The 26,325-nt window shown below is 30.4% G+C and carries 24 protein-coding genes; 3 read left to right on the forward strand and 21 right to left on the reverse strand.

Annotation, left to right across the window (positions count from 1 at the left end; translation table 11 throughout):
- Positions 1 to 146 precede the first annotated feature (146 nt).
- From CLOCEL_RS18290 to cdaA, 9 genes are all read right to left on the reverse strand, one after another.
- Positions 147 to 1,571 (reverse strand): undecaprenyl-phosphate glucose phosphotransferase, encoded by a 1,425-nt coding sequence (locus tag CLOCEL_RS18290; RefSeq protein ID WP_010073678.1) that lies wholly within the window; start codon positions 1,569 to 1,571, stop codon positions 147 to 149.
- 31 nt (positions 1,572 to 1,602) lie between these two features.
- Entirely contained in the window at positions 1,603 to 2,580 is a 978-nt protein-coding gene (locus tag CLOCEL_RS18295) for an LCP family protein (protein ID WP_010073679.1), read from the reverse strand.
- Positions 2,581 to 2,609: 29 nt separating this feature from the next.
- The gene (glmM, locus tag CLOCEL_RS18300; RefSeq protein WP_010073680.1) at positions 2,610 to 3,953 is read right to left on the reverse strand and encodes a phosphoglucosamine mutase; all 1,344 of its coding nucleotides are present in this window, start codon (positions 3,951 to 3,953) and stop codon (positions 2,610 to 2,612) included.
- Between the two features lie 84 nt (positions 3,954 to 4,037).
- Entirely contained in the window at positions 4,038 to 4,346 is a 309-nt protein-coding gene (locus CLOCEL_RS18305; protein WP_010073681.1) for a YerC/YecD family TrpR-related protein, read from the reverse strand.
- Between the two features lie 145 nt (positions 4,347 to 4,491).
- Entirely contained in the window at positions 4,492 to 5,559 is a 1,068-nt protein-coding gene (buk, locus tag CLOCEL_RS18310) for a butyrate kinase (protein ID WP_010073682.1), read from the reverse strand.
- Between the two features lie 25 nt (positions 5,560 to 5,584).
- Complete coding sequence (gene ptb / locus CLOCEL_RS18315; RefSeq protein WP_010073683.1) at positions 5,585 to 6,490, reverse strand: phosphate butyryltransferase; 906 nt, start codon at positions 6,488 to 6,490, stop codon at positions 5,585 to 5,587.
- Positions 6,491 to 6,830: 340 nt separating this feature from the next.
- Positions 6,831 to 8,426, reverse strand: a complete 1,596-nt coding sequence (locus tag CLOCEL_RS18320; RefSeq protein ID WP_010073684.1) for an NAD(P)/FAD-dependent oxidoreductase — start codon at positions 8,424 to 8,426, stop codon at positions 6,831 to 6,833.
- Positions 8,427 to 8,446: 20 nt separating this feature from the next.
- Positions 8,447 to 9,652 carry a CdaR family protein gene (locus CLOCEL_RS18325; protein ID WP_010073685.1) on the reverse strand — a complete coding sequence of 402 codons (1,206 nt, stop codon included), beginning with the start codon at positions 9,650 to 9,652 and terminating at the stop codon, positions 8,447 to 8,449.
- On the reverse strand, positions 9,622 to 10,473 hold the full coding sequence (gene cdaA, locus CLOCEL_RS18330; protein ID WP_010073686.1) for a diadenylate cyclase CdaA: 852 nt from the start codon (positions 10,471 to 10,473) through the stop codon (positions 9,622 to 9,624). The genes CLOCEL_RS18325 and cdaA overlap by 31 nt, the downstream gene beginning before the upstream one ends.
- A 170-nt stretch (positions 10,474 to 10,643) precedes the next feature.
- Between cdaA and CLOCEL_RS18335 the strand changes: the two genes are divergently transcribed.
- Positions 10,644 to 11,669, forward strand: a complete 1,026-nt coding sequence (locus CLOCEL_RS18335; protein ID WP_010073687.1) for a hypothetical protein — start codon at positions 10,644 to 10,646, stop codon at positions 11,667 to 11,669.
- Between the two features lie 132 nt (positions 11,670 to 11,801).
- Complete coding sequence (locus CLOCEL_RS18340) at positions 11,802 to 12,368, forward strand: cell wall hydrolase (RefSeq protein WP_010073688.1); 567 nt, start codon at positions 11,802 to 11,804, stop codon at positions 12,366 to 12,368.
- 298 nt (positions 12,369 to 12,666) lie between these two features.
- Here the strand turns inward: CLOCEL_RS18340 and CLOCEL_RS18345 are convergent, their stop codons facing one another.
- From CLOCEL_RS18345 to CLOCEL_RS18395, 11 genes are all read right to left on the reverse strand, one after another.
- Positions 12,667 to 13,536 (reverse strand): NAD(P)/FAD-dependent oxidoreductase, encoded by an 870-nt coding sequence (locus CLOCEL_RS18345; RefSeq protein ID WP_010073689.1) that lies wholly within the window; start codon positions 13,534 to 13,536, stop codon positions 12,667 to 12,669.
- An 83-nt stretch (positions 13,537 to 13,619) separates the two neighbouring features.
- On the reverse strand, positions 13,620 to 13,934 hold the full coding sequence (gene trxA / locus CLOCEL_RS18350; protein WP_010073690.1) for a thioredoxin: 315 nt from the start codon (positions 13,932 to 13,934) through the stop codon (positions 13,620 to 13,622).
- Positions 13,935 to 14,067: 133 nt separating this feature from the next.
- Positions 14,068 to 15,423 carry a tetratricopeptide repeat protein gene (locus CLOCEL_RS18355; RefSeq protein WP_010073691.1) on the reverse strand — a complete coding sequence of 452 codons (1,356 nt, stop codon included), beginning with the start codon at positions 15,421 to 15,423 and terminating at the stop codon, positions 14,068 to 14,070.
- A gap of 1 nt (position 15,424) precedes the next feature.
- Positions 15,425 to 15,883 (reverse strand): dUTP diphosphatase, encoded by a 459-nt coding sequence (gene dut / locus CLOCEL_RS18360; RefSeq protein WP_013291936.1) that lies wholly within the window; start codon positions 15,881 to 15,883, stop codon positions 15,425 to 15,427.
- A gap of 334 nt (positions 15,884 to 16,217) precedes the next feature.
- Complete coding sequence (locus CLOCEL_RS18365; protein WP_010073693.1) at positions 16,218 to 17,261, reverse strand: hypothetical protein; 1,044 nt, start codon at positions 17,259 to 17,261, stop codon at positions 16,218 to 16,220.
- Between the two features lie 252 nt (positions 17,262 to 17,513).
- Positions 17,514 to 19,127, reverse strand: a complete 1,614-nt coding sequence (gene ptsP, locus CLOCEL_RS18370; protein ID WP_010073694.1) for a phosphoenolpyruvate--protein phosphotransferase — start codon at positions 19,125 to 19,127, stop codon at positions 17,514 to 17,516.
- Positions 19,128 to 19,591: 464 nt separating this feature from the next.
- Positions 19,592 to 20,266: an N-acetylmuramoyl-L-alanine amidase gene (locus CLOCEL_RS18375; RefSeq protein ID WP_010073695.1), complete on the reverse strand. Its 675-nt coding sequence runs from the start codon at positions 20,264 to 20,266 to the stop codon at positions 19,592 to 19,594.
- Positions 20,267 to 20,604: 338 nt separating this feature from the next.
- On the reverse strand, positions 20,605 to 21,978 hold the full coding sequence (locus tag CLOCEL_RS18380) for a citrate/2-methylcitrate synthase (RefSeq protein ID WP_010073696.1): 1,374 nt from the start codon (positions 21,976 to 21,978) through the stop codon (positions 20,605 to 20,607).
- 333 nt (positions 21,979 to 22,311) lie between these two features.
- Positions 22,312 to 22,521: a helix-turn-helix transcriptional regulator gene (locus CLOCEL_RS18385; protein ID WP_010073697.1), complete on the reverse strand. Its 210-nt coding sequence runs from the start codon at positions 22,519 to 22,521 to the stop codon at positions 22,312 to 22,314.
- Between the two features lie 5 nt (positions 22,522 to 22,526).
- The gene (locus CLOCEL_RS18390; RefSeq protein WP_010073698.1) at positions 22,527 to 22,832 is read right to left on the reverse strand and encodes a DUF6442 family protein; all 306 of its coding nucleotides are present in this window, start codon (positions 22,830 to 22,832) and stop codon (positions 22,527 to 22,529) included.
- Between the two features lie 538 nt (positions 22,833 to 23,370).
- Positions 23,371 to 24,348 carry an aldo/keto reductase family protein gene (locus tag CLOCEL_RS18395; RefSeq protein WP_010073699.1) on the reverse strand — a complete coding sequence of 326 codons (978 nt, stop codon included), beginning with the start codon at positions 24,346 to 24,348 and terminating at the stop codon, positions 23,371 to 23,373.
- 113 nt (positions 24,349 to 24,461) lie between these two features.
- Between CLOCEL_RS18395 and CLOCEL_RS18400 the strand changes: the two genes are divergently transcribed.
- The gene (locus CLOCEL_RS18400) at positions 24,462 to 24,839 is read left to right on the forward strand and encodes a MerR family transcriptional regulator (RefSeq protein WP_010073700.1); all 378 of its coding nucleotides are present in this window, start codon (positions 24,462 to 24,464) and stop codon (positions 24,837 to 24,839) included.
- Between the two features lie 241 nt (positions 24,840 to 25,080).
- On the opposite strand, the gene CLOCEL_RS18405 is transcribed toward CLOCEL_RS18400, so the two are convergent.
- Positions 25,081 to 26,193 carry an SLC13 family permease gene (locus CLOCEL_RS18405; RefSeq protein WP_010073701.1) on the reverse strand — a complete coding sequence of 371 codons (1,113 nt, stop codon included), beginning with the start codon at positions 26,191 to 26,193 and terminating at the stop codon, positions 25,081 to 25,083.
- Positions 26,194 to 26,325 lie beyond the last annotated feature (132 nt).

Genomic DNA, 26,325 nt, shown 5'->3' on the forward strand with positions numbered 1-26,325 from the left:
TAAACTTTATGTGGATAAATTTATAGATACCCACAGATTCATATCAACTCTTTACACAATAATATAGCCGCTTTATATAGGCCTGTGGCTTTATATAAAGCAGCTTTTTTTTACTATCTTATTATATTGTTACCTTCAACTTAGAATTAATAAGCATTTTTATTAACAAATCCCTTAAAGACTGTTAAGAAAAGAATTTTTATATCAAAAGCTAAACTCCAGTTTTCTATATAGTATATATCGTATTCAATTCTTTTTTCTATTGAGGTATCCCCTCTCCAGCCAGATACTTGAGCCCAACCTGTTATTCCTGGACGTATTTGATGCTTGACCATGTACTTTGGTATCTCTTCTTTAAACTTTTCAACAAAGAATGGTCTTTCTGGTCTTGGTCCTATTAAGCTCATATCTCCCTTTAATACATTAAAGAATTGTGGAAGCTCGTCTATACTAGTTTTTCTTATAAATGATCCAAATCTCGTTTTTCTTGGATCATTTTCTGTTGTCCATTCTGCCTTTTCTTCTTCTTCCTTTTGAATCTTCATAGATCTAAATTTATACATAGTGAAGTTTTGTTTATTTAAACCTACTCTTTCCTGTTTAAAGATTGCAGGTCCTGGAGAAGTTATTTTAATAGTTATATAGACAAATATCATTACTGGTAACGTTATAAGAATAAGTATTAAGGAACCTATAATATCTACAGTTCGTTTAATAACATTATTTATACCTTCGTCAAGAGGTATTTGTCTTACATTGATAACTGGTATTCCATCAAACTCATCAATGGCCGGCTTGGAAGAGATATACTTTGTGAAATCTGGTATTATTTCTATACGAACTCCATGCTTTTCAGCTATCGCAATTATTTTACCAACTTTTTTATATTCCTCCAGATTTAAAGTTATATAAATTTCATCTACATAAGTATTTTCTAATATATCTTCAAGGTCTGCTATTTTTCCTAGAATAGGTATCTCTTGGGTTAATGCTACCTCTTGATGATTTTCAGCATCTATTTTGTAATTATCATCTATTATACCAACTATATTATAGCCCCAATGCCTATTACGATTTACTCTTCTGATAAATCTAGCACAAATATCACTGTGGCCTACAACTAATACATGCCATTTATTATACCCTTTGCTTCTATAGCTTCTTTGTACAAGTCTAATAACCCCCCTAGAAAAAATAAGTGCAAAGGTAGATACTACATAGTACGTTACTAAAAGATATCTTGAGTAATCTATTATTTTGAAAGTAAATAATAAAAATATAAATATAATCCATGCAACAAAATTTGATTGGATTATTTTTATTGCCTCTACATAGAAAGTCTTATATCGTTTTGTAACATAGGTACCAAATATAGCATTTATCAATATAAATATCGGCGCAATTATTATCGCTGGAACTAAATATTCATTAAAGCTTAAATAAACCTCTCTAACTGGTATAAGTCCACTATTAAATCTTATATACCATGTAATTAAGAAAGATACTAATAAAATAATTAAATCCATCGGAATTAAAAGCGCATTAAAAATCTTTTGATTCTGTCTTATCATAGTACTTTCCCTCTCAATGCTCTAAAGGCAGTTAATCTCCATATACATAATCATGTAAATCTATTTTTGCCTTATCTAAATCTGTTACGTAATAATATATATTGTTTATAAGCTTTCCTTCACTATAATCCTGTGAAGGAAACATTCTCTCATCTGTTGAATTTATACCACTAGTTAAAATAGAAACACCCATTCCTATTATATCCGTGGAACTTAAATTAGTTTGGACATAATCTAATAAACTATTTGTTACATTCATAAATTCTGTGGTATCAAACTTTAACAATTGATTCATTACTACTGTCAGAACCTCTCTCTGTCTTTCTGTCCTCTTCATGTCTCCGCCTGAAGTATATCTTATCCTACAATATGCAGTGGCTTGAACTCCATTCAATTTTTGTAGACCTGTACTTGTTATTGGATCAGCTGTAACCCCTTCGAGTTTAGCTGTTTCTAATACATATTCATTTATACAATTCAATTCTTCACTGTCTACATCTATATAAACTCCACCAACTGCATCAACAATCTTTGACATTCCTTCAAAGTTAACCGTTACAAAATTCTTTATAGCAAGGTCAAAATTGCTGTTTATTGTTCTTATTGCAAGTTCTGGTCCACCAAATGCATAGGCATGATTTATTTTATCCATGCCTCTATCTTCAATATTGACATAAGTATCTCTGATTATAGAACTTAACCGAACTTGCTTCTTTGATTTATCTATTGTTGCTATCATAATAGTATCAGACCTAGAATCATCATTAGTCTGAAGATTTCTAGCGTCTATACCAAATAAAGCAAAATTTATTATATCATTATTTTCTTTCTGGGTTTCTTCTGCTTGCGTATTTATACCTAAATCCTTATTATTGGTTGAGATATTTACTTGATCTACCTTCCCCAACTTAGAATATAACAAGGCTATAAAAACGCCTCCAGTTATTAAGATCATTGCTAATAGTATTGATAATGTTATAAATATTTTTTTATACTTACTATTACCCATCTAACCCCTCTCTTTTTAATTGCTTTAATCTATACCTTATCTAGAATCATTTGAGCTAGTTCATTTGCCATCTCTTCGATTTCTATTTGGTTTTCTCCCTCAAGCATAACTCTCACTAAAGGTTCTGTTCCTGATGGTCTAATAAGAACTCTGCCTGTACCGTGAAGCGCTACTTCTATTTCTTGTATCTTTCTTATTATTTCCTGATCTTCTAAGTAAATATTCTTCTTATCATTTGGAACTGTTGCATTAACAAGCACTTGAGGTAATGTCTTCATAATAGTAGCAAGTTCTGATAAACTTTTTCCACTTTGCTTTACTATCGACGCAAGTTGAACTGCTGTTAATAATCCATCTCCTGTTGTATTGTGATCTAAGAAAATTATATGTCCTGATTGTTCTCCACCAAGATTGTAACCTTCTTTAACCATCTCTTCTAATACGTATCTATCTCCGACTTTAGTCTTTACACTGTTTATCTTTTCTCTATCAAGCGCTAAAAATAAGCCCATGTTACTCATTACTGTAACTACTAGAGTTTCTTTAGATAATTTTCCTTTAGCCTTTAAATCCTTAGCACAAATTGCTAACATCTTATCTCCGTCTACTAGATTGCCATATTCATCAACAGCTAGACATCTATCTGCATCACCATCAAATGCTAAACCTAAATTACACTTCTTTCTTGTTACGTATGCAAATAATTCTTCAGGATGTGTAGACCCACAGTTATCATTTATATTTAAACCATCTGGGGTATTGTTTATAACTACTACCTCTGCCCCTAGTTCTCTAAACGCTTGAACAGCTACATGTGATGCAGCACCATTAGCACAATCTAACGCAACCTTAATCCCTTTTAGGTCTCCATCAATAGTATTCTTTATATATTTTATATAATCTTCTTCTGCTTTATCATTTACTATTTTTCTTCCTATTTGGCTTCCAACTGGACTTTGAATTTCATCCATGCCATTTTCTATTATTGCTTGTATTTTATCTTCAATTTCATCACTTAACTTATAGCCATTAGAGTTAAAAAATTTAATTCCATTAAACTCCACTGGATTATGTGAAGCAGAAATAACAACACCGGCATCGGCATTATATTTCCTTGTAAGATATGCTACTGCTGGTGTAGGAATTACACCTATGCATATTGCCTCAGCTCCTACAGACAAAATCCCAGAAACTAGAGCTGCCTCTAACATGTCACAAGAAATTCTAGTATCCATTCCTACTATTATTTTAGGCTTATGTGTGCCTTCTGTTAATACATAGGCTCCTGCTCTTCCAAGTTTATAGGCTAACTCTGATGATAGTTCGCTATTTGCGATTCCTCTAACTCCATCAGTTCCAAAAAGTCTGCTCATTTTCTTACCTCTCTCTATTCTCAGTTTAATTAAACTATTTTTTCCTATATTAATATATCATAACTTCACAGATAATAGTACAGGTTATTTCTCTTCCGTCTCTGAAAGCCTCTCTAATATTATCTTATACCCATCACTTCCATAGTTTAAGCATTTATTTACTCTACTTATAGTTGCAGTACTCGCTCCAGTCTCTTCAACGATTTCATTATATATTTTTTTATCTCTAAGCATCTTCGCAACTTGAAGTCTTTGAGCTAAGCTTTTGACTTCATTAATAGTTGCTATGTCATCAAAAAATTTATAACATTCATCTATTGTTTCTAAACTTAAAATAGCTTTGAAAAAGAAGTCCATTTCATCACTTTTAAGTTTTGATTCTATGTTACTCATAAAATCACTCCTTTGTAATGTATTGTAACACTTTAGCAAAGAATTTTCTATAATATCTGCATTTTACTTTAACACCTTATTCTATTAAACTACCTTGCAATAGAAAAACGCTAACAACCAATTGCTAGCGTTTTTTCTATATCTACTAAGCGTATACTTTAGCTTCTTCTTCACCATTCAATACTCTTAAAGCACCTTGTGCTAAAGCAAGCATTTCATCTTCACCAGGATATACTGTAATTGGTGCAATCCATGAAGTTTTATTTGATATATAATTAATAGTATCTTGATTATAAGCAATTCCACCAGTAATTATTATTGTCTCTACTTTACCGTCAAGAACAGCAGCACATGCTCCGATGTCCTTTGAAATTTGATATCTCATAGCATCAAAAGCTAATTGAGCATTTGCATCTCCAGCAGCAGCACTTGCAATAACATCTCTTGCATCATTGGAATTGCAATAAGCTACAAAGCCACCTTTTCCAGTAAGCTTTTTAAGAATTTCTTCTTTAGTATATTTTCCACTAAAACACATTCTTACTAAATCTCCAGCTGGAACAGTTCCGCTTCTTTCTGGAGAAAAAGCACCTTCTCCATCTAATGCGTTGTTTACTTCTACTATTCTTCCATTTTTATGAGCACCTACAGAAACTCCTCCGCCCATATGACATACGATTAAGTTTAAATCTTCGTATTTCTTTCCTGTTTCCTTTGCATATCTCTTAGCTACAGCTTTTTGATTTAATGCGTGGAAAATTGATTTTCTTGGTAGTTCAGGAAGTCCTGATAATCTTGCAACATCATCTAACTCGTCAACAACAACTGGGTCAACGATAAATGCTTTTACACTTATTTCTTTTGCTATTTCATTTGCTAAAAGTGCACCAAGGTTTGAAGCATGCTCTCCATTAACAGAAACTTGAAGATCCTTAAGCATTGGTTCATTAACCTCATATGTACCTCCGCTTATAGGTTTTAATAATCCACCTCTTCCAACAACTGCATCAAGATCTTTTACGTCAAAATCCTTTTGCTTTAACACATCTAAAATAACTTCTTTTCTAAAATCTTTTTGTGCAATAACACTATTATATTTTCCTATTTCTTCTGAACTATGTCTTAATGTCTCAGTGAAGATTTCTTTTTCATCCTCAAAAACTGCTATTTTAGTAGAGGTTGATCCTGGGTTAATCATTAACATTTTGTGCATGACAAATTCCTCCTAAAATTTTTTATTATTGTAGGTCACAGCTTAATGCTGCTAGGGCAATTGAATACATTTTAGTTTCATATGAGTCAGCTCTTGATGTTAATACAACTGGTGCTGATGTTCCAACTAATATTCCACCATTCTTAGGGTTTGTAAAATAAGTTAAAGTTTTATACATTATATTTCCAGCTTCAATGTTTGGTAATAATAAAATATCTGCGTTTCCTGCAACTGTACCCTGAACACCTTTATGATGTGCAGCTTCTTCTGATAAGGCTATATCTAATGATAAAGGTCCTTGCACTGTACAATGAGGAATTATACCATCTGCATTCATCTTAGTTAATGCTTCTCCATCAACTGTATTTGGCATATTTTTATTTACAACCTCAACAGCACATACACATGCAACTTTAGGTTGTTCATAACCTATTGCTCTTGCAACGCCAACTGCATTATTTATTATTTGTGCTTTTTGATCAAGATCTGGGAAAGTATTAAAAGCAACATCTGTTAAAAAAATTAATCTATCAAAAGCTTCAGTTTCAAACACCGCTACGTGAGACATTAATTTTCCAGTTCTTAAACCTACTTCTTTGTTTAATACTGATTTTAAGAAGTTTTTTGTATCTATAAGACCTTTCATTAATATATCAGCTTTTTTACTTGATACAAGTTCTACAGCTTTTAATGCTGCTTCTATAGGATCTTTTATATCTACAACTTCAAAGTCGGCTAAATCCATATTTAATCCTGCTGCAACTTTAGCAATTTCATCCTTATCTCCAACTAATATAGCATTTGCAATTCCATTCTTTTTAGCATCTCTAACTGCTTCTAAAACTGGCTCATCTTGTGCTACTGCTACTGCTACTGTTTTTAGGCTACTGCTTTTTACCTTTGATATAATCTCATCAAAACTTTTTATCATCCAACTGCACCTCTTTTTTTATTCTAAAATAATGTTTTTATTAATAATATATTAAGTTAAGACATCTAACTTTACATAACGATTCAACAACATAACTCAAAACATTTGTGAAATAATTAACCTAAGTATCTAATAATATTCACTTATATCGCGGCAATTACCATAAATTAAGTATTAACTAATGTAAAACTTTGAAAAGAGAATACTTAAGTAATTCATTCTTCTGAAATTATAATACCAATAAATTTGTGAAATATTTAACGGTTCTATTTTACCAGAAATTTAGTTATTTTCGGTTATTTTCTGAATTTTATGAAAACTTATTTTTTTTAAATCAATTCTATATATTTTTGAACTTTTTCATTATTGCCTCAGCGCATTTTATACCATCAACTGCAGCTGACATTATTCCGCCTGCAAAACCTGCACCTTCCCCACATGGATATAATCCTTTAATGGAAATACTCTCTAAAGTTTCTGTTCTAGTTATTTTAACTGGAGCTGATGTTCTTGTTTCTATTCCTGTCATTATAGCGTCATAGTCACCATAACCCTTAATCTTTTTATCAAAAACTGTTATACCTTCTTTTAGAGCTCCAATCACTTGACTTGGCAAACAATCCTTAAGGTTTTTAAAGCTATATCCTGGTTCATAGGATGGCTTTATGGCTCCAAGTTTAGTTGAAGGAACATCCTTCATAAAGTCCCCCAAAAGTTGGACAGGTGCATGGTAGTTTCCCCCACCTACCTTGTAAGCTAAAGCTTCATAATTCCTTTGAAATTCCATTCCACTAAGAGGTGCATCTCCTCCGAAATCTTTTGGGCCTACTGTGACAACCATTGCCGCATTAGCATTATCTCTATCTCTTTTATAGTAGCTCATTCCATTAGTAACTAATCTATTTTCCTCTGAAGCAGCAGCTACTACTACACCACCAGGACACATGCAAAAACTATACACCCCCCTACCACTTTCTGTATTATGAGTTAAAGTATAATCTGCTGCCTTAAGCTTTGGATGGTTCTTAAACTTACCATATTGGCTTTCATTAATCATATCTTGACTATGCTCAATTCTTACTCCAATTGCAAAAGCTTTGGGTTCCATGAAAATTTTATTTTTAAAAAGCATCTCGTAAGTGTCTCTCGATGAATGACCAATTGCTAAGATAAGATTGTCACATGGAATTTTTTCACCATTAGCCACCACGGCTTCAATTTCTCCATCCCTTGCTATTATGTCCTGTAATTTAGAGTTAAATCTAACCTCTCCACCATTTTCTATTATCTTTTTTCTTATATTCACAACTACATCCTTTAATATATCTGTACCTATATGGGGCTTTCCTAAATATCTTATTTCTTCTGGGGCTCCATTATCTATAAACGCCTTCACTACCAAATCACATCTGCGATCCTTTATACGAGTCGTAAGTTTACCATCAGAAAATGTTCCTGCTCCACCTTCTCCGAATTGAACATTACTTTCTACGTTTAATGGAGCACCTTTCCAAAAGTTATCAACAGTTTTACTTCTTTTATCAACAGATTCCCCTCTTTCTATTATAAGAGGTTTATATCCATTTTGTGCAAGGATAAGACCTGCAAAAAGTCCTGCAGGCCCCATTCCAACAACTATTGGTCTATGCTTCATAGACATAGTTCCAAATTGAAATTCATCATTATTCTTTGTAACTTCTAACCTTACATTATTGTCATTAGACCTTGCTACAACCTTATCTTCTTTGTCACATTTAACTTCAACACTATAGTTAAAAGCTAATGCATTTTTCTTTCTTGCATCAATTGACTGTCTAATTATAGAAAATTCTTTAATATCTTTTTCGCTTATCTTTAATTTTTTACATACCTTAGCTTTTAAAATCTCTAACTCTTCATCAATACTTAAATTTAAATTATTTATTCTAATAGGCATTTTCTTCTCCTTTGTATTCATTATTTAGAAATAGTTACTTTTACGTTCTCTGGATTCACTGCTACTATAGATGCACTCTTATTTACAGAAACATTTACCTTAAGCTCATATTCACCCTCAACTAAATCTTTACAATCTACATAGCAATTAAAGTTATCTGCACTCAATTCATTGATTATATTCTCAACACCTTTAACCACAACATTTGCTTTTACCTCACTTAAGTCGCCTTTTAACTGGCTTCCTAAGTTTTTCAAAGCTATATTGAGATTTATTGATTTACTAATAATTTTTTGAACAGTGATTTTGACCTTAGCACCTTTAGTTGCTGAAATAAGTTCTACGTTATTAGGGATTACAAGTTTAGTTTCAATAGTCTTATTAGAATTTATAGTAGCTAAATCTATAGCTTCTGTATCTATAGATGAAATATTTGCTAAAACATCATCACTAGCTGAAATATCAACAGACTGAATATCTGCCTCTATAGATTTTATAATAATGTCCTCACCAACTACCCCTAAAGTTTTGATATTGACTGGTACATTTTTAATATTATTATATGGCAGTTCTACAGTTGCAAAAGCCTGTGATAAAGATATCTCTGTAACCCTGTTACCATTTGCGTCTAATGCTTCTATTGGCAATTGCAACGAATCTTGTTCTTGAAAATTTTCATAGGTGCAACTAATTGAGAGATTTTTTACTTGATTAACATAAGATTCTGGTCCTGTTAGTGTAATTTCACTTGGAGTAACCTTTGTTTGACCAAAAACAACGCCACTCCTAGGTTCTCCAGAAAGCTCTACATCTATAGGTAAACTTTTTTTCGCTAAATTATCCACATCAATATCAACCCATATACCACTTTCTTTTAAAATAGTCACATCCTTTGGTGCCTCAATTATTTCCACAGGTATCTTTGTATCACCTTTCCTTATGGCATACTTAGATAAGTCTACCTCTAATTTAAAGTTACTAGGCTTTATACCATATATGATATTTGCATTACCTTTAATGGTAATATTAACTTTAAAGGTTTGTTTTGGCATAAGTATTAAAGAAACTTCTTTTAGCCCCTCAGAATTTTTTATTTCAACTGGTACATTTGCAATTATTACAGTCTTTATAGGATTATAGATTGTTGATATGTATATCCAAAGGATAAAAGCAGCTATGAATGAGAAAATCTTAATTATCGTTGATGGAGTATTTTTTTCTTCCATAGCTTCACCTTCTCTCCAAAGCTTAATTTCTTATCTAAATATCTAAGCTTAATTATTCTGAATAAAATATCGCTTAATTTCTCCTTAGTATAGTTTCTTGTAAGTTTTCCATTTATAGCAAGCGAAATCACACCTGTTTCCTCTGACACGATAATTACAAGAGCATCAGACATCTCTGAAATCCCCAATGCTGCTCTATGCCTTGTTCCTAGTTTCTTATCTATACTATGATTTGTACTTAATGGTAAAAAACATCCTGCCGCCACTATTTTATCATTTCTAATTATTGTAGCTCCATCATGAAGTGGAGTGTTTACGACAAATATATTTTCAAGTAACGCTGTAGTTACATTTGCATCCAACTTTGTTCCAGTAGATATTATATCCTCTAAGCCAGTAAATTGCTCAATTACTATTAATGCACCCGTTTCATCCTTAGAAAGGTTTTCTACTGCATTTAGTATTTCAGCAATAAGCTTAGTGAGTTCTGCCTCATTTTTTAATATTGGTCTCTCTGCAAAAGCACTTCTACCAAGATGTTCAAGCGCTCTTCTTATCTCTGGCTGAAATATGATTACAATTGATAAAACACCTATAGTAATAGTTTTATTTAATATCCAGTTAAGCATAGTAAGATTTAAAAAGCTACTTATAGGAATCAAAAATAAAATTAAAATTATTCCTTTTAGTAACTGTTCTGCTCTTGTTTGCCTCATTAGCACATATATTTTATAAAAGATATAACTAACAACCGCTATATCCAAAACATCAAAGAGTGATATGTTCTTTATTGTGATTAAATAAAATCTTAAAGTTTCCAAAACCTCACCTCTTTTTTATTGCTATTTTAATTATACAATAATTTTATTTTTATTACTAAGATTTAATTTATGGAAATTTGTTAATACTTTATATAGATATCTATTTGTAATAATTACCAATTAAGTGTTATCATATTATATATGAAGTACTATTTTAAGGAGTGTCCAATATGGAAGATAATAAAGATAAGAAAGATAAAAAATTAAGGAAACGTTCAATTATTCTAATGATAACTTCCACGATTTTGCTATTAGGTCTAGTATCTTATTTCTTAAGCTATTTGTATTTTTCTAGACCTCAATATACAGAATATGAAAATTCCGTAAAGGCTTATGAAAAACAAATCGTATCGATAAATGATTCATTAACAAATATTTCAACCATAGCACCTATTGATTACGATGTTGCTAAGGAGGATATACCCAAAACTATAAAGGAATTAAAAAACTTAAAAAGTTCAATTCCTTCAACAGGATACATAGCTAAATATGCAGACGCTCATGAAGCTTTATTAAACGGACTTTCCTCAAATATTAGCTTTTTGGAACAAATGAATTTAATATTAAACAATCAAGAGTCAAATGAATTAGATATTGCCAAAGACAACTTAATTAATTATAAAGCTTCTATGCTTGAAAATTATGAATCAGCTAATTTTAGAAGTACGAGTTTCTCTTTGTCAGACAGAGCTTTATCTAGTTTTGACAGCATGATTGCTGCTACAGATGAAATTATTGCTAAGAATATAGCTGCATCTAAAATAAAATCAGATTGTATCAACTTCTTTATATCATTTGATAGACAAATAATAAATTTTAGTAATCTAAAAGCTAATTATATGATTAACTTAAATTCTGTTCGTTCTGGGAAATCTTCTTATGACGAATTAATTTTAAGTATGGAAAATAACAAAAAAGATATTGATAATATATTATTAGAACTTGATTCACTAAGTCCTCAAGAAAGGCTTTCTCCTACTTTGAAGACCTTTAGATCTATTGTATATCAATATAAAACCTATACATATGATTTTATTTATTCTTTAAAAGAAGAAAAAACCAGTACAAAAAGAAAAGATTTGAAAACTATGAATAAGCTTTATGAAGATCCTAATAGTTTATATAAAAATGTCACCAATAGCTACAAAGATTTTCTTAAAGACTATGAAGTTATCAAATCTGTACTAACAAGATAATTTTATTGAATCCTGTATAAGATTTAAAATTTATATATTGTCATAAAGTCTCTCAGAAGAAAAAAGTTTTTTTGCATAAAACTTTTTTCTTTGAGAACAATATACTTAGCCTAAGTTATAAGGAGGATAAGAATGAAAAAAGCTAATGTGGCGATATGTTTTTTTTTGAGTATCGGTATGTTGCTTTCTGCCAATTATGTACCAAAGAAAATTTATGCGCAAATTCAAAATAAGAATCAGATGATTACTTTAAAAGATTCGGATATAAGTGAAAATGAAGCTGAAGACGAAACAATTCAAGTTCTTAGCACATCAAGCAAAAACTATTACATAACAAAAGATGATGTCACTCTTATTGCTAAGGTAGTTTATGCTGAAAGTAGGGGGGAACCCTACGATGGTCAGGTAGCAGTAGCATCAGTAATCCTAAATAGATTGAAAAGTGGAAAGTACTCTGATAAATTAGAAGATATAATTTTTCAGAAAAATGCCTTCTCATGTGTTGAGAATGGAGAAATTAAGGTGACTCCCACGGAAAGCAACTACATGGCCGTATACGATGCTCTTGAAGGAAAAGATCCAAGTGGCAATGCGTTATATTTCTATAACCCTCAAACCGCTACATGTTCATGGATGCATAGTATAGAAAAGATTAATCCTACGCAGATAGGTAACCATGTATTTTTTTCATTAAAATAGTCAATATGTTTTAAAGATATATTGTCTAATTAAACTAGTAAAAAATTTCAATAAAATAAATATAGTATTCTTAGGCAAAACTAGGGGGTGCTACGCAGCTAAATCTATAAATTACTGCGTAACATCCCCTTTCTAAATAGTCTTACTTTTTTAAGACTTTACATTGAAAAAGATATTATATAAAATATATTTTATATAATATCTTTTTCTCTAAAATAGTTTTTTAGTTGATTATAACTAAATCCATAAATAACTTACAGGAAGATTGAAAATATTTATATCTCATATAAACTAAGCTTTACTTATTCATAGCCTTGTTGTCTAGATATCTTACAGCATTAAGTGCAGCTACTTGCCCTTCACCCATAGCCTTCATATATTGATACGGCTTACCTACAACATCACCTGCAGCATAGCAACCTTCAATATTAGTTTTCATTTCTCTATCAACCTTAATGTGATTCTCATCTACTTCTAGTCCTGGTACCAGTTGCTCTGGAGCTACATTATCTCGTAATATAAAAATTCCATCTACTTGAATTTCACCATTTGCTAATAAAAGTTTTTGGACCTGTGAATCTCCGATAATCTCTAAAGGTTTATCTTTTATAATCTCTATATTATTCCTAAGCTCATATTCGCCTTTATAAGTAGGAATATAATAAACGATTGATGCAAGTTCACTCACATAGTTTGCTTCTTCTTCTGCCTCTTTATTATAGCCTATTATAGCTACAGGTTTTCCTTTATATAAAGGTGCATCACAGGTAGCACAATATCCTACTCCTCTACCAAGAAGCTCTACTTCTCCTTTAAACGGTTTACCAAAGAGTACTCCAGTAGCCAAAATCACAGTAGATGCTTTATATTCCTTATCATTAACCATTAAACTAAAATAACTTCCCATAGCATAAATATTATTGATTCTTTCTTTGCTTATCACAATATCCATAGTATTTAGATGTTCTAGAAATTTATCTGCTAGTTCTTTACCTGTAATATTATAATATCCTAAATAGTTATCTATTTTTGGTGCTAAAGTAAGCTTTGAACTAAGCTCTTTATTACCAAATAGAATAATCTTTTTGTTTCTTATTTTCGCATTTACAGCAGCAGATATTCCTGCTGGTCCACTGCCAACTATAGCTATATCATATAATTCATCCATATTATCATGCCTTCCTATAAAATTATAGTAGGTGCTACTCTATTAAGCTTCTGTTTAGTTAATCTTTTAAATAGATAAATTATTTATAGATGCTTTTGTATCCAAGCAGCTAATGCTGGTTTTGGCTTAAAACCTAAAGATTGATCAACAACCTTGCCATCCTTTACAATTATTAAAGTTGGAATACTCGCAACTCTAAAAGTATTAGCTGTTACTGGATTTTCATCAACATTTATCTTTGCAAACTTAACTTTATCTCCCATTTCACTTGCAAGTTCTTCAATAACTGGTCCTAACATTTTGCAAGGTCCACACCAAGGAGCCCAAAAATCTACAACAACTGGAACATTTGAATTTGTCTCTTCATTAAAAGTAGCGTCTGTAATTTGTCTAACCATAATATTACCTCCTATACCCTCGAGGGGTATGTTACTATATTATTATACTACTACGTAAGTTAGTATTAGTCAACCACTAAACTATTATTTCCCTGTAATTTATTTTGTATTGTATATTTATTAAAAATAAAGTTTACTTTGAAAGAATCTCTTGTACTACAGAATTATCTTCACTTGTCCCTTGATATTTATTATGTATTTCATTAGCATAAATTTTAGCTCTTGGTGCATCTATATCCTTAAAGATTACACACTGTCTATATAAAACAGCTAATTCATAATTACCACTTGGAAATTCCTTTATGTAGTTATCATAAAACTTAGATGCATTTTCAAAATCTGAAAGTCTATCATAAGAAAATCCAATAAAATATAAAATATGCTGTCTTAAATAATGTCCTTGGCTATATTGTAATGCTTTATTTAAACTATCTAATGCTAAACTATAATTTTTCTGTTCATCTATTATAATTTGTGACCTATTATAAAAAAATTCACATCCTGAATTTTTAAGTACTTCTATGCTACTATTCAGTAAATTTTTATCATTTATTCCTTGTGCTAGATCCTTATTAGCCTCAACTAATGCATATAAATTATCATAATCTATTGTAGGTGCTGCTAATGCCTGTGAAATAGCTGCACTATTAAAAACTTGCTTTACCTCCTGCTTTGCTTGGTCTTCTGCAACCTTTTTATCAGTACTATTAGAATCTTCTGTCTCTGGTTTTACCTCTATATTCTCTCCTGCTTTTGCTTTCTCGCTTGCCTCTCCACTAGTTTCTTCTTTATTAACCTCTTCTTTAGCTTTTTCTTCATCAGAACTGGACACGTTTGAACCAGTATTATCTTCAGAAACTACCTGAGTTTTTTCTGGAAATATACTGATTTTCCCTTTTATAATATTGACACCTCCAAATATTATAGCTAAAACTGCTACACCTCCAACAACTCCAACTATTGTTTTCTTTAGGTTGAATTTCTTTGGTAAAAATTCTTCTAATCGCCTTATGTACTCTAAAGTCTCTTTATTTTTCTTATCTATCTCTAAGCTTCTCTCAAAATATATTTTACTTTTATCATACTCACCTTTTTTCATCATACATAAACCTAAAGCGTTTAATACATTTATATTATTGAAAGAACTCTTTGCACATTCCTCAAGTGCTACAATTGCATCATTTATCCTTAGGTCATTTATGAGTTTTACTGCATTTCTATATCTTTGGAGAAGAGCTTCATCTAACTTTATATTTCTTAAATATTCTTTAGCTGTACTATTATCATTATAATCATTATTAGTTTTCCATACAGCCTTTGCAGACGCAAGTTCTCCTTGCAGATAGTATATTAATCCTTTTAAATTTAGTGCCGCTTGATTTTTTAAGTTTAAAGAAATGCTTTTTTCACAAAGCATTAATGCTTTATCTAATTGACCATTACTAAAAGCAGTTATTGCCTTATCATAATACCCCTTTGAATTACTCACATTACCACCCTCCAGTAGATCCAAAGCCTCCAGTGCCTCTTTCACTCTCATTTAGTTCTGAAGCTTCTTTTATTTCTATTTCATAAATAGGTTTAACCACCAATTGTGCTATCTTCATATGTTTTTCAACCTTAAAAGCTTCCTTTCCATGATTGATTAGAATTATGCAAACCTCTCCCCTATAACCTTCGTCTATAGTTCCAGGTCCATTTAGTACTGTAATACCATGTTTTAGTGCAAGACCACTTCTTGGTCTTACCTGTGCTTCTGTGTTTTTAGGTAATTCTATTGCTATACCTGTAGGAACTAATGCTGTTTCCCTTGGCATTATAACAAGTTCTTTTGCTGCATATACGTCCATACCAGCATCTCCTGCTTTTGCAAAAGATGGGAGTTTTGCATCCTCAATTAACTTTTTTACCTTTAGTGTATACATTACCTTCTCTCCTTTTACATCCATCTTTCTGCTCGACTAAAGTAAACTTCCACTGCTCTATTTAGTAAAGAATCTTTGTTTATAACAAACTTTTAAAAATTAAGTCCTATTATACTATCTTTGGATAAATTAAAATTTTAATTCTATTGTTCTTTAATTATAATATTTTTATCCATTCAGTGGAATATATATTGGAACATTGTCTTACTTCTTTAGCTTAAATAGTACAAAATTTACATTTACAGCTTATTGAAGTTTAATTATATCATTATAATATTATAAACCAAATATGTTAATAAGTATTTAGTCAATAAAAAAGAACCTATACATGATAGATTCTTCTTTCATAAAGCTCATATTATTTAAAATTTGTTTTATAACATTGTATAACAGAGTTAATGGTATTAACGTCCTGATAACTATTTATTTTGTCATCTATATTTTTATCGTTTATAAATTCACCACTTTTAGGAAAGTATATACTACAATGTTCTTTTTTCGGACCTGAAGAATTATATTCTGCTATAACTATTATTTCTTTCAGTCCATCATTATTTATATCTTGAAAAGAAACTGCTTTCATTTCTTTTAAAAAATTCTTTGTAGAAAATTCAGGAAAGTAGTATATAATTTTATCATTTTTACCTGCTAAATAAAATCTCAACGCAGTATATCCATCAGCCCTTTTAGTGCCTGATATAAATTTAACTTCGCCATAACTATCGAGATTAATATTAAAGCATTGATCTTGTATAACTGCTAATCCACCCTTTTTTAAGTCTTCTAAACTTCGCTCTACCTTAGTTTCCCTGTTAACCAAAGTAAATGTACCTTCGCCTATTCCCCAAAAATTCTTTCTTTCATTACTTTCATCATATTTTATTGTTAATACTATTTGTTTTTTATTAAATTCCATATTTATAGTACCTTTGTTTCCCCAACCATCTTGCTCAAAGGTATAACTAAATTTATCATTTTCTATTTTACCTTTAATAGGAAACGTAGCAACATGAGTAATACCTGTCGAAGTATTTCCTATATTTCCATCTAAATTTCCTTCTTTATCAATAGTAAGTCTAACTCCAAGTCCAAAATGATAATCTGCTCTTAAATTACTTTCTATTACCCAACTTCCACTATAACTGTCATAACTGATTTTTTCAGAATCAGTTTCATTATTGCTATTTTCTTTTTCATTGTTATCTCGTGTTACATTTCTGTCCTTTGCTTCATTGCTAGTTTCTATTTGATTATTTTCTTCTGTTTTTTCTTTATCCGCTTCAGTCAATATAGCGTCTGTGCTAGTGCTTGTACTAACATTTTCTTTTACTTGTTTATCTCCACAGCCTGTTATTGTTATAGCTGCTATAAATAATAATGTATATATAAACTTCTTTTTCATAGCTTCTCCCAAACTTTAAAAATTCATTTTTTATATCTCTTATTTCTTAAATATATTTTACCGAATTTGATAGTAATATCAATGATTTTATAATAATATAAACAATAATTTATATTTATAAAATTTCTATTAATCTTGTAAAAAATAAAACCATCTTGGATAAAATTTAATTCTATCCAAGATGGTTTTTATATTCTTTAAGTATCTAGTCTAAGTTAAGCTACTAAATTAATTTTTATGTAGCTATAATTATTAATTATTCATTATGATTTGCTTTGCTGTTAATATTGAAGATGCACTCATTGAGAATTCATCTAAACCATATTTAACTAAAGTAGGTATAGCTGTTTCGTCTCCAGCCATTTCTCCACACATTCCACACCATTTTCCTTGAGCATGTGCAGCTTCTATAGTCATCTTTATTAATTTTAAAACTGCTGGATGCATTGGGTTGTATAAGTAAGAAATCTTTTCATTCATTCTATCAGCAGCTAATGTATATTGAATTAAATCATTTGTTCCAATTGAGAAGAAATCAACATGTTTTGCAAGTTCATCAGCATTAACTGCAGCTGCTGGTATTTCTACCATTATACCTGTTGATATGTTTTCGTTATATGCTTTACCTTCTGCCTTTAATTCAGCCATACATTCTGCAAGAATTTCTTTAGACTTATTGAATTCTTCTAATGAAGATATCATTGGGAACATGATCATTAAGTTACCAAAAGCAGATCCTCTTAAAATAGCTCTTAATTGAGTTTTGAATATGTCAGTTCTATCAAGACATAATCTTATAGCTCTGTATCCAAGGAATGGGTTCATTTCTTCTGGAAGTGGTAGGTATGGAAGTTTCTTATCTCCACCGATATCAAGAGTTCTTACAACAACTTCTCTTTCTCCAGCTTTTTCAGCAACGTATTTATAAGCTTGGAATTGTTCTTCTTCAGTAGGCATAGAATCTCTATCCATGTATAGGAATTCTGTTCTAAATAATCCTACTCCATCTCCACCGTTTTCAAATACTCCATTTATATCTTCTGGCTTACCTATGTTACCCATAACTTTAACTTTCTTACCAGCTTTAGTTACAGTTTTAACACTTATAAGCTTCTTTAATTCTTCTTTTTCTTTTTCGAATTGAGCTTTTTTAGCTTCATATTCAGCTATTGTAGCTTCATCTGGATTTAAAATTATTATACCTTCATTACCATCTACAATAATTTTATCTCCACTTTTAGCAGTTTGTACTATATCATTAAGACCAACAACAGCTGGTATTTCTAATGTTCTAGCCATTATAGCACTGTGTGAAGTTCTTCCACCAATGTTTGTAACAAAAGCTATTACCTTTGATTTATCTAATTGAGCAGTATCAGAAGGTGTTAAATCATGAGCAACTATAACTGTATTGTTTTCAACCTCTGAAAGGTCTTCAACTATACCAGCTAGGTTTTTAAGAATTCTTGTTCCAACGTCTTTTACGTCTGCAACTCTTTCTCTCATGTATTCATCATCCATAGAATCAAAAATAGCAATAAACATATCTAATACTTCTGTTAATGCTTTTTCAGCATTTATTTGCTTATCTCTTATTGTATTTTCGATAGCACCAGTAAATTCTGGATCATCAAGCATCATAATATGGCTTTCAAAAACAGCAGCTTTATCAGCTCCTACTTCTTTTTCAGCCTTATCTTTTATTTTTTCTAATTGTGTACGTGCTAAAGAAGTAGCATCATTTAATCTGGCAACTTCAGCTTCCACATCCTCAATGTGTTGTTCAACTATTTTTATTTCTTTTTCTTCCTTAACAAATACATTACCTATAGCGTATCCTTTTGATGCAGCTATACCTGTTTTCATAATTAATCCTCCTAGTAACTTTAAAATACATTTTATATAGCATTATTATTCATTTGATGTTATCTTTTCTTAAACTTTTTTCCAAGTATTACGAATATAAATAACTTATATTATTATAAACTGTAGCATAATAGTTGTAAAGATTGTGTTAAATATCATATTTACCTTCGAAATTTTGTATAAGTCTACAAATCTTTCTTGTTAAACGTTTCCCCGAATACATAACATTAATATTTTACCATATTGGAGGTTTTTCAAGCAATAATATCCTTAAAATTCATAGAAATTTATCTCCTTTTTATCTATTGTACATTATATTTACATTAATTTTATTAACTAACTATAAACTAAATTATTCACAAAAACTCAGGTAGTTTACTGTTACTATCTAATTATATTTCATAATTATTAATTTTGACCCTTTATTTCCTATACCTTGACTAATATCCATTTAGATCTATAATTTATTGTAAATCTTTCTGTCTTTCTACATAATTATCTATAGCTGCTTTTATTGCCTTGGAAATTTTTCGTTGATATTCCTCGTTATTTAGCTTTTGTGCTTCTTCAGGATTAGATAAAAAACCACACTCAACAAGGACATCTGCTCTATCTGTAGGATTTCTTAATATTATATAAGAATTTTTTGCATCTTTTGCAAATCTCTTCTTTGTTATTTCTAAATCTGCTTCTAGATATTTTTGAATCACCTCCGCCAAGAGTTTACTTTTAATATTTGAAGCATACCATACTTGTGGACCTTTAACATAAACTTCTGGGAATGCATTTAAGTGTATACTTATAAAAATATCACATTCAGTTGAATTCTTCATTTCGCATCTGGCATGTAGATCCTGCAACTTTTCTGACCTTACAGAAGAATCCTGTGTATGCAAAGAAATATCCTCAGTTCTTGTCATATGTACCTTATATCCACCTTCCTCTAAGCATTCCTTAAGAAAAGTTCCAATCTTCAAATTTATATGTTTCTCAAGAAGCCCCTCAGCACTTTTCGCACCTCCATCCAAACCTCCATGACCTGGATCTATAAGTATCGTTATATCCTTTGCTTCTACCATTCCAACACAAAAAAACATAATAGATAAAGCTATTAGTATTGTCTTTATAAAGTGTCTCATCACTTTTGCTCCCTTCACATTAAAAGTTAATTATTAAATAGTATCTCAATAATAAAGGTTTTTTACGCATAAAAAGTCTTATCTTAAGCGATGGTATTTATATATAAGTTCCACTAATATATCTACGTTAAGTTTATATATAGTTCATAAAGGCAATATATAAACTTAATCGAAACATTTATATTAAAAAATTCCCAAACCATTTCAGCTTGGGAATTTCATATTTATAATTTTCCATTACCTTATATACAAATATTATCTAAAAACATTAACTTGTCTTATACCCAAAGTTTCAATAGGAAATCAAACTTGTCCATTGGAATTCTCTTGCATTAATATTAATCAAAAGTTCTATCATCGATTTCAATATAATTCTTCTCTGAAACAATACTTTCATATGCTGGTCTAATAATCTTATCCATATTAATAAGTTCTTCAAGACGATGAGCACTCCATCCAACTATTCTAGCCATAGCAAAAATAGGTGTATATAGTTCAAGTGGAATATCTAACATACTATAAACCAATCCGCTATAGAAATCAACATTAGGGCTAACCCCTTTATAGATACGTCTTTTTTCAGCAATTACCTCTGGTGCTAATTTTTCTATCATAGAATAAAGCTTAAAATCATCATTCTTGCCTTTTTCTTCAGCTAATTTTTCAACAAAGTTTCTAAAAATTCTTTCTCTTGGATCTGATAAGGAATAAACAGCGTGTCCCATACCGTATATTAAACCACTTTTATCAAATGCTTGCTTATCAACAATCTTTTCTAAATATTCCTTTACAGCTACTTCATCAGATAAATCTCCAACATGTGCTTTTATATCAGATATCATTTCAACAACCTTGATGTTCGCTCCACCATGTTTTGGTCCTTTTAAAGATGATAAAGATGCAGCAACAACTGAATAAGTATCGGAACCAGAAGAAGATACAACTCTTGCAGTAAATGTAGAGTTATTACCACCGCCATGTTCCATATGAAGAATTAAAGCGATATCAAGGACTTTTGCTTCAAGTTCTGTATACTTTTTATCTGGTCGTAACATTCTTAATATATTCTCTGCCATAGAAAGATTTTCATCTGGTCTATGAATATAAAAACTATCATCACATGCATAATAATTGTATGCATGATAACCATACACAGCAAGCATTGGGAATACACTTATAAGCTTTAAACATTGAGAAAGAACATTACTAATGCTTAAATCTGATACTTTATCATCATATGAAGCTAATGTTAGTACACTCTTAGTTAAGGAATTCATAATATCTTTACTTGGTGCTTTCATAATAACATCTCTTGTAAAGTTTGTTGGAAGATGTCTACTTGCAGTTAATATTTTTTTAAATTCTTTTAGTTGTGAAGAATTTGGCAACTCTCCAAATAGCAGTAGGTATGTAATTTCTTCAAACCCAAATCTGTTGCCTTTATTAATTCCCTTTATTAAATCTGTTATATTATAGCCCCTGTATAGCAACTTACCATCACAAGGCATCATTGTCCCATTTTTCTCTTCATAAGCTTGGATTAACGAGATATTAGTCAGTCCTGATAAGACTCCTTTACCGTTATTATCTCTTAATCCCCTTTTAACCCCATATTCATCATATAATTCACTATTAATATGCCCATTTTCTTTGCATACTTGGCCGTATTTGTCTGTAAATTGTTTTAATTGTTCTTTTTTTGTGTGTATCATTTTTAGCCCCACCTTTTTCTATACTATATCTTATTATCATTCATCCTATTATCAGACATAAAATACTTTCAACCATATCTTTATTTTTATTCACTATATTTATATATTATACAATACACTATCCTATGAGTTTTGTACACCTTCCCTTGGTAAAGTTTTCAATTAAATGAAAATTTATCATTTTATTTTCACTTATCATATCTATAAAAATTTATATAACCCTAAAATGAAGATTTTTGTTCTACTATAAAAGTTCAAAAATCCAAAATTGAAGAAATTTTGTTGTGATATTATTTTTTGCCTTCTATCTCTTTATACTATTTTAATGCATAATTAATCAAAATAAAATAAATCTTCAAATTTTTTATCTAAAGCTATACAAAATATTAACGCTAATTTAGCAGTAGGATTAAAGTGTCCTGTTTCAATAGAACTGATGGTCTGCCTTGATACTCCAACCATCCTTGCTAACTCTCCTTGAGAAATATTTTTTTCTGCTCTTGCCACCTTTAATCTATTTTTCAATATTAATTCTTCGCTCATATTTATCACCTTATTAAAAAGTACCCAATAAAGCTGAGAATAACAGTTATCGCAGTAAAAATTCCTACTATAAGGTATTTCTTTTCTCCTATTTTTTTATATTGATAAAAGTTACTTGCAGAAAGATATGCAAAAATGATAATACCAAATTCATAGAAGCTTTGACCTTCTATAGCTTTTATAATACTGAATATAAAACATAGTATTACAACGACTATTGCCCCAAAACCAAAAGACTGACTTAACACTTGTTGCTCTCTTTCATCTATACCTTCATTTTTTACTCTTGCCAGGATTTCTTCTTTATTCATGTTGGCACCTCCATGATATACTATATACATCTTAACATATATTCCCATGTATTGTCAAGTTTTATTGTCATTTTTATTATATAACTTTACATTCTTATTACAATACTTTGCAAGCCTAATAGCATGGATTTTCATTTTACAATTAAGGTTTTACAATTAAGGGCCTAATAGCATGGATTTTCATTTTACAATTAAGAAATCAAATACCACTGGTGAATTGGAAAGTAATCTTTAAAACTGAGAATTAATGAAATTAAAAAGAGATGCCAAAAGTCTATTAACATATTGAAACATATATTCTTCATTCTAACACCAATGTTTTAAGGATAAATGTTTAAATAAAACTAGAGCAACAAAAAGATTGGTTCTTCACCAATCTTTTGTAATCTAGAATACAACCTCCTGAGTACTTATATTTAATCAATATTGTATAAATAAAATGGACTTGAAGGGTTGTAATTCGATTTTTAATTTAGGATCTTATAATTAGTATACTATTTTGCAATAATCACGCTCATTATGTTTACTAAAATTTAATTTAACCTACATGCCTTTCAAAAGGATGATAGTTCAATATTTTTTCAATTTCAGCCATAGCATCTTTAGGAATTTCAAATCCACTTGCAACAATATTATTTTTTAACTGTTCTGGCTTTGTAGCACCTGTAATTACACTACTTATACTAGGCTTATTTAAAATCCATGCAAGTGCTAATACTGACATGTTAGTACCAATCTCTTCTGCTATCTTACTTAACTTTTCTACTTTATCTAAATTCTCATCTGTAAGTAATTGATTAATTTGTTTATCTGGTTGATGAGTTGCTCTAGAACCTTCTGGAATTTTCAACCCTTTTTTATACTTTCCTGTGAGCAATCCTTGAGCTAATGGTGAAAAAGGAACAATTCCTATTCCATTTTCTTCACATACACTGATAATCTCATCCTCTATATATCTATCTACCATATTATACTGAGGTTGAATAACAGACAATGGTCGAAGTCCTAGTTCTTTTATTATTCCAACAGCTTTATTCAGCCTAGCAGCACTCCACTCTTCACTTACGCCATAGTAAAGCACTTTTCCTTTTGCAACTAGATCACTCAATGCTTGAAGCGTTTCCTCCATAGGAGTTGTATTGTCAAATCTATGACAAAAATACATATCTATATAATCCATCTTCATATTTTTAAGGGTTTTATCTATTTGATCAAAAATATGTTTTCTTGAGAGTCCCCAATCATTAGCTCCAGGTCCAGTAGGAAAAAACACCTTACTTGATACTACATATGAGCTTCTAGGATATTCCTTCAAGACATCTCCCAAGAAACGTTCTGCTTCTCCACCACTGTATGCATCAGCACAATCAAAAAAGTTTACTCCATTATCGTAGGCTAATTTGATAGTTTCTTTTGCTAAATTTATTGATTCAGTTCCATATAAACTTGTCATCCAACTTCCCAAAGACACTTCACTTACTTTTAATCCCCATTTTCCAAGATTACGATATTTCATTTGCCATTACCTCCTAAACACATTTTAATCAACCTTGACAAATCCTATTATAAGTATTAAAGTTAACTTTAAGTCAATGTTTTATAAAATAAATTTTAGTTTAGGGGAATATTATGGCATATACAATTAAACAAGCTGCCGAACTTACTAACTTAACACCATCAACTCTTAGATATTATGATAAAGAAGGGCTTATTCCTATTTTAAAACGTACTCCTTCTGGGATACGTATCTTTGATGATATAGATATTAGTTGGATTAGCCTTATATGTTGTCTAAAAAACAGTGGTATGCCTATAGAGGAAATTAAATCTTTTATGGCTCTATGCCTTCAAGGAAAAAATGCTTGCGAAGATCGTAAAAAGGTTTTGGAAAAGCATAAAGAATCTATTGAGAGACAGATTCAAACACTTGAGCACAGCCTCAATACAATAAATTACAAAATTGATAATTATAAAGAGATAGGGATCTTCCACATAGATGGTCATTAAGATTAATAATCTAACTTCAAAAGTCTTGGCTAAGATTAATATTCTTCTCATGGAGAATTCATTCTTAGCCAAGACTTTTTTTTAATTTATCATCGTTCTTCTTATTTTCACTGTTTATATATGTTATAATATTGAAACTTCATTTAAACTTTATATGCATATTGAGAAATTAATATAGCCTATGAAGCTTCTTTATTGAAGTCTATATATATTATAATTATACTTCAAATATATTTCTTAACTACAAGATTATTTTAGTCACTATCCAAAGAAGTATAAGAAACATACTGTTCCACATAGTAAACTGAAACATATAACTACTCTTTTTCACATCTCTAACTTCACTAAAAAACTTATATGAAATCACACTAGCTAAGGAAGCAATCAAAGTTCCAAGTCCCCCAATATTTACTCCTCTTAAAAGTTCTATATATTCAGTTGTAAATCCTGATAAAAGTATCGTTGCTGGTACATTGCTGATTACCTGTGAAGAAATAATTCCTGCAACTAATTCATTTCCCTCCAATACTTGTGATAGAAATGTTGTTACACTTGTAAGTTGTTTCATATTCCCAATAAATAAAAAGAAAAATACAAAAGTAAGGAGAAGTCCATAATCTACCCTAAGAAACAATAATCTATCTACCAAGAATATAGTTGCAAGTACTATTACTAAAAGAATTTGATAGGGTAAAATCCTCAATACACATAGAATACATATTATAAATAACACTGTATATATGATTTCTTGTTTCTTATCTCTGGCCATCAGATTTTTTTGACTATATTCCTCTATCGAAACATTTTTCCTACATATTAAAATTACATACAGTATTATAAATGAAATACACCATAGTGGTAGCATTGCCAGAATAAATTGTCCTATGTCCATCTCTGCAGTTGAAAATAAATACAAGTTCTGAGGGTTTCCAATAGGAAGAAGCATACTACCAAGGTTTGCCGCAATAGTCTGCATTACAATAATAAACACCATTTTATCCTTCTGTCCAGCCATAGGTAAAAGCATAATAGTAAATGGTACAAAAGTAATCAGGGCTACGTCATTAGTGATCAACATAGAAGAAAAGAAACATATACCAATCAAAACAATTTCTAATTGCCTTGAATTCTCTATCCCCCTTAGAAGTACTTGTCCAAGCCTTTCAAATACACCGATTTTCTGCCACCCTTGTACTACACACATAAGCGCAAATAAAAGGGTCAATACGCGAAAATCTATATTTTCTATATATAATTTTGACGGTGGTACCAAAAACATCGTTACCGCTGCCAATAATCCTGATATACATAAAACAGTTTCACTTTTTAGTCTTTTTAACATTATCTTTAGCATTTTAATCTTTCTCCATTTTTGTAATCCTTATATAATATATCGCATTCATTTCAACAATGAATCAATTATCACTCTGAAGTCTTGAATATGTAATTTAGATAAGATCATTCTTTATCTAAAGTTGTCCTTAAA

Source organism: Clostridium cellulovorans 743B (assembly GCF_000145275.1).
In the GTDB taxonomy this organism is placed as follows: Bacteria; Bacillota; Clostridia; order Clostridiales; family Clostridiaceae; genus Clostridium_K; species Clostridium_K cellulovorans.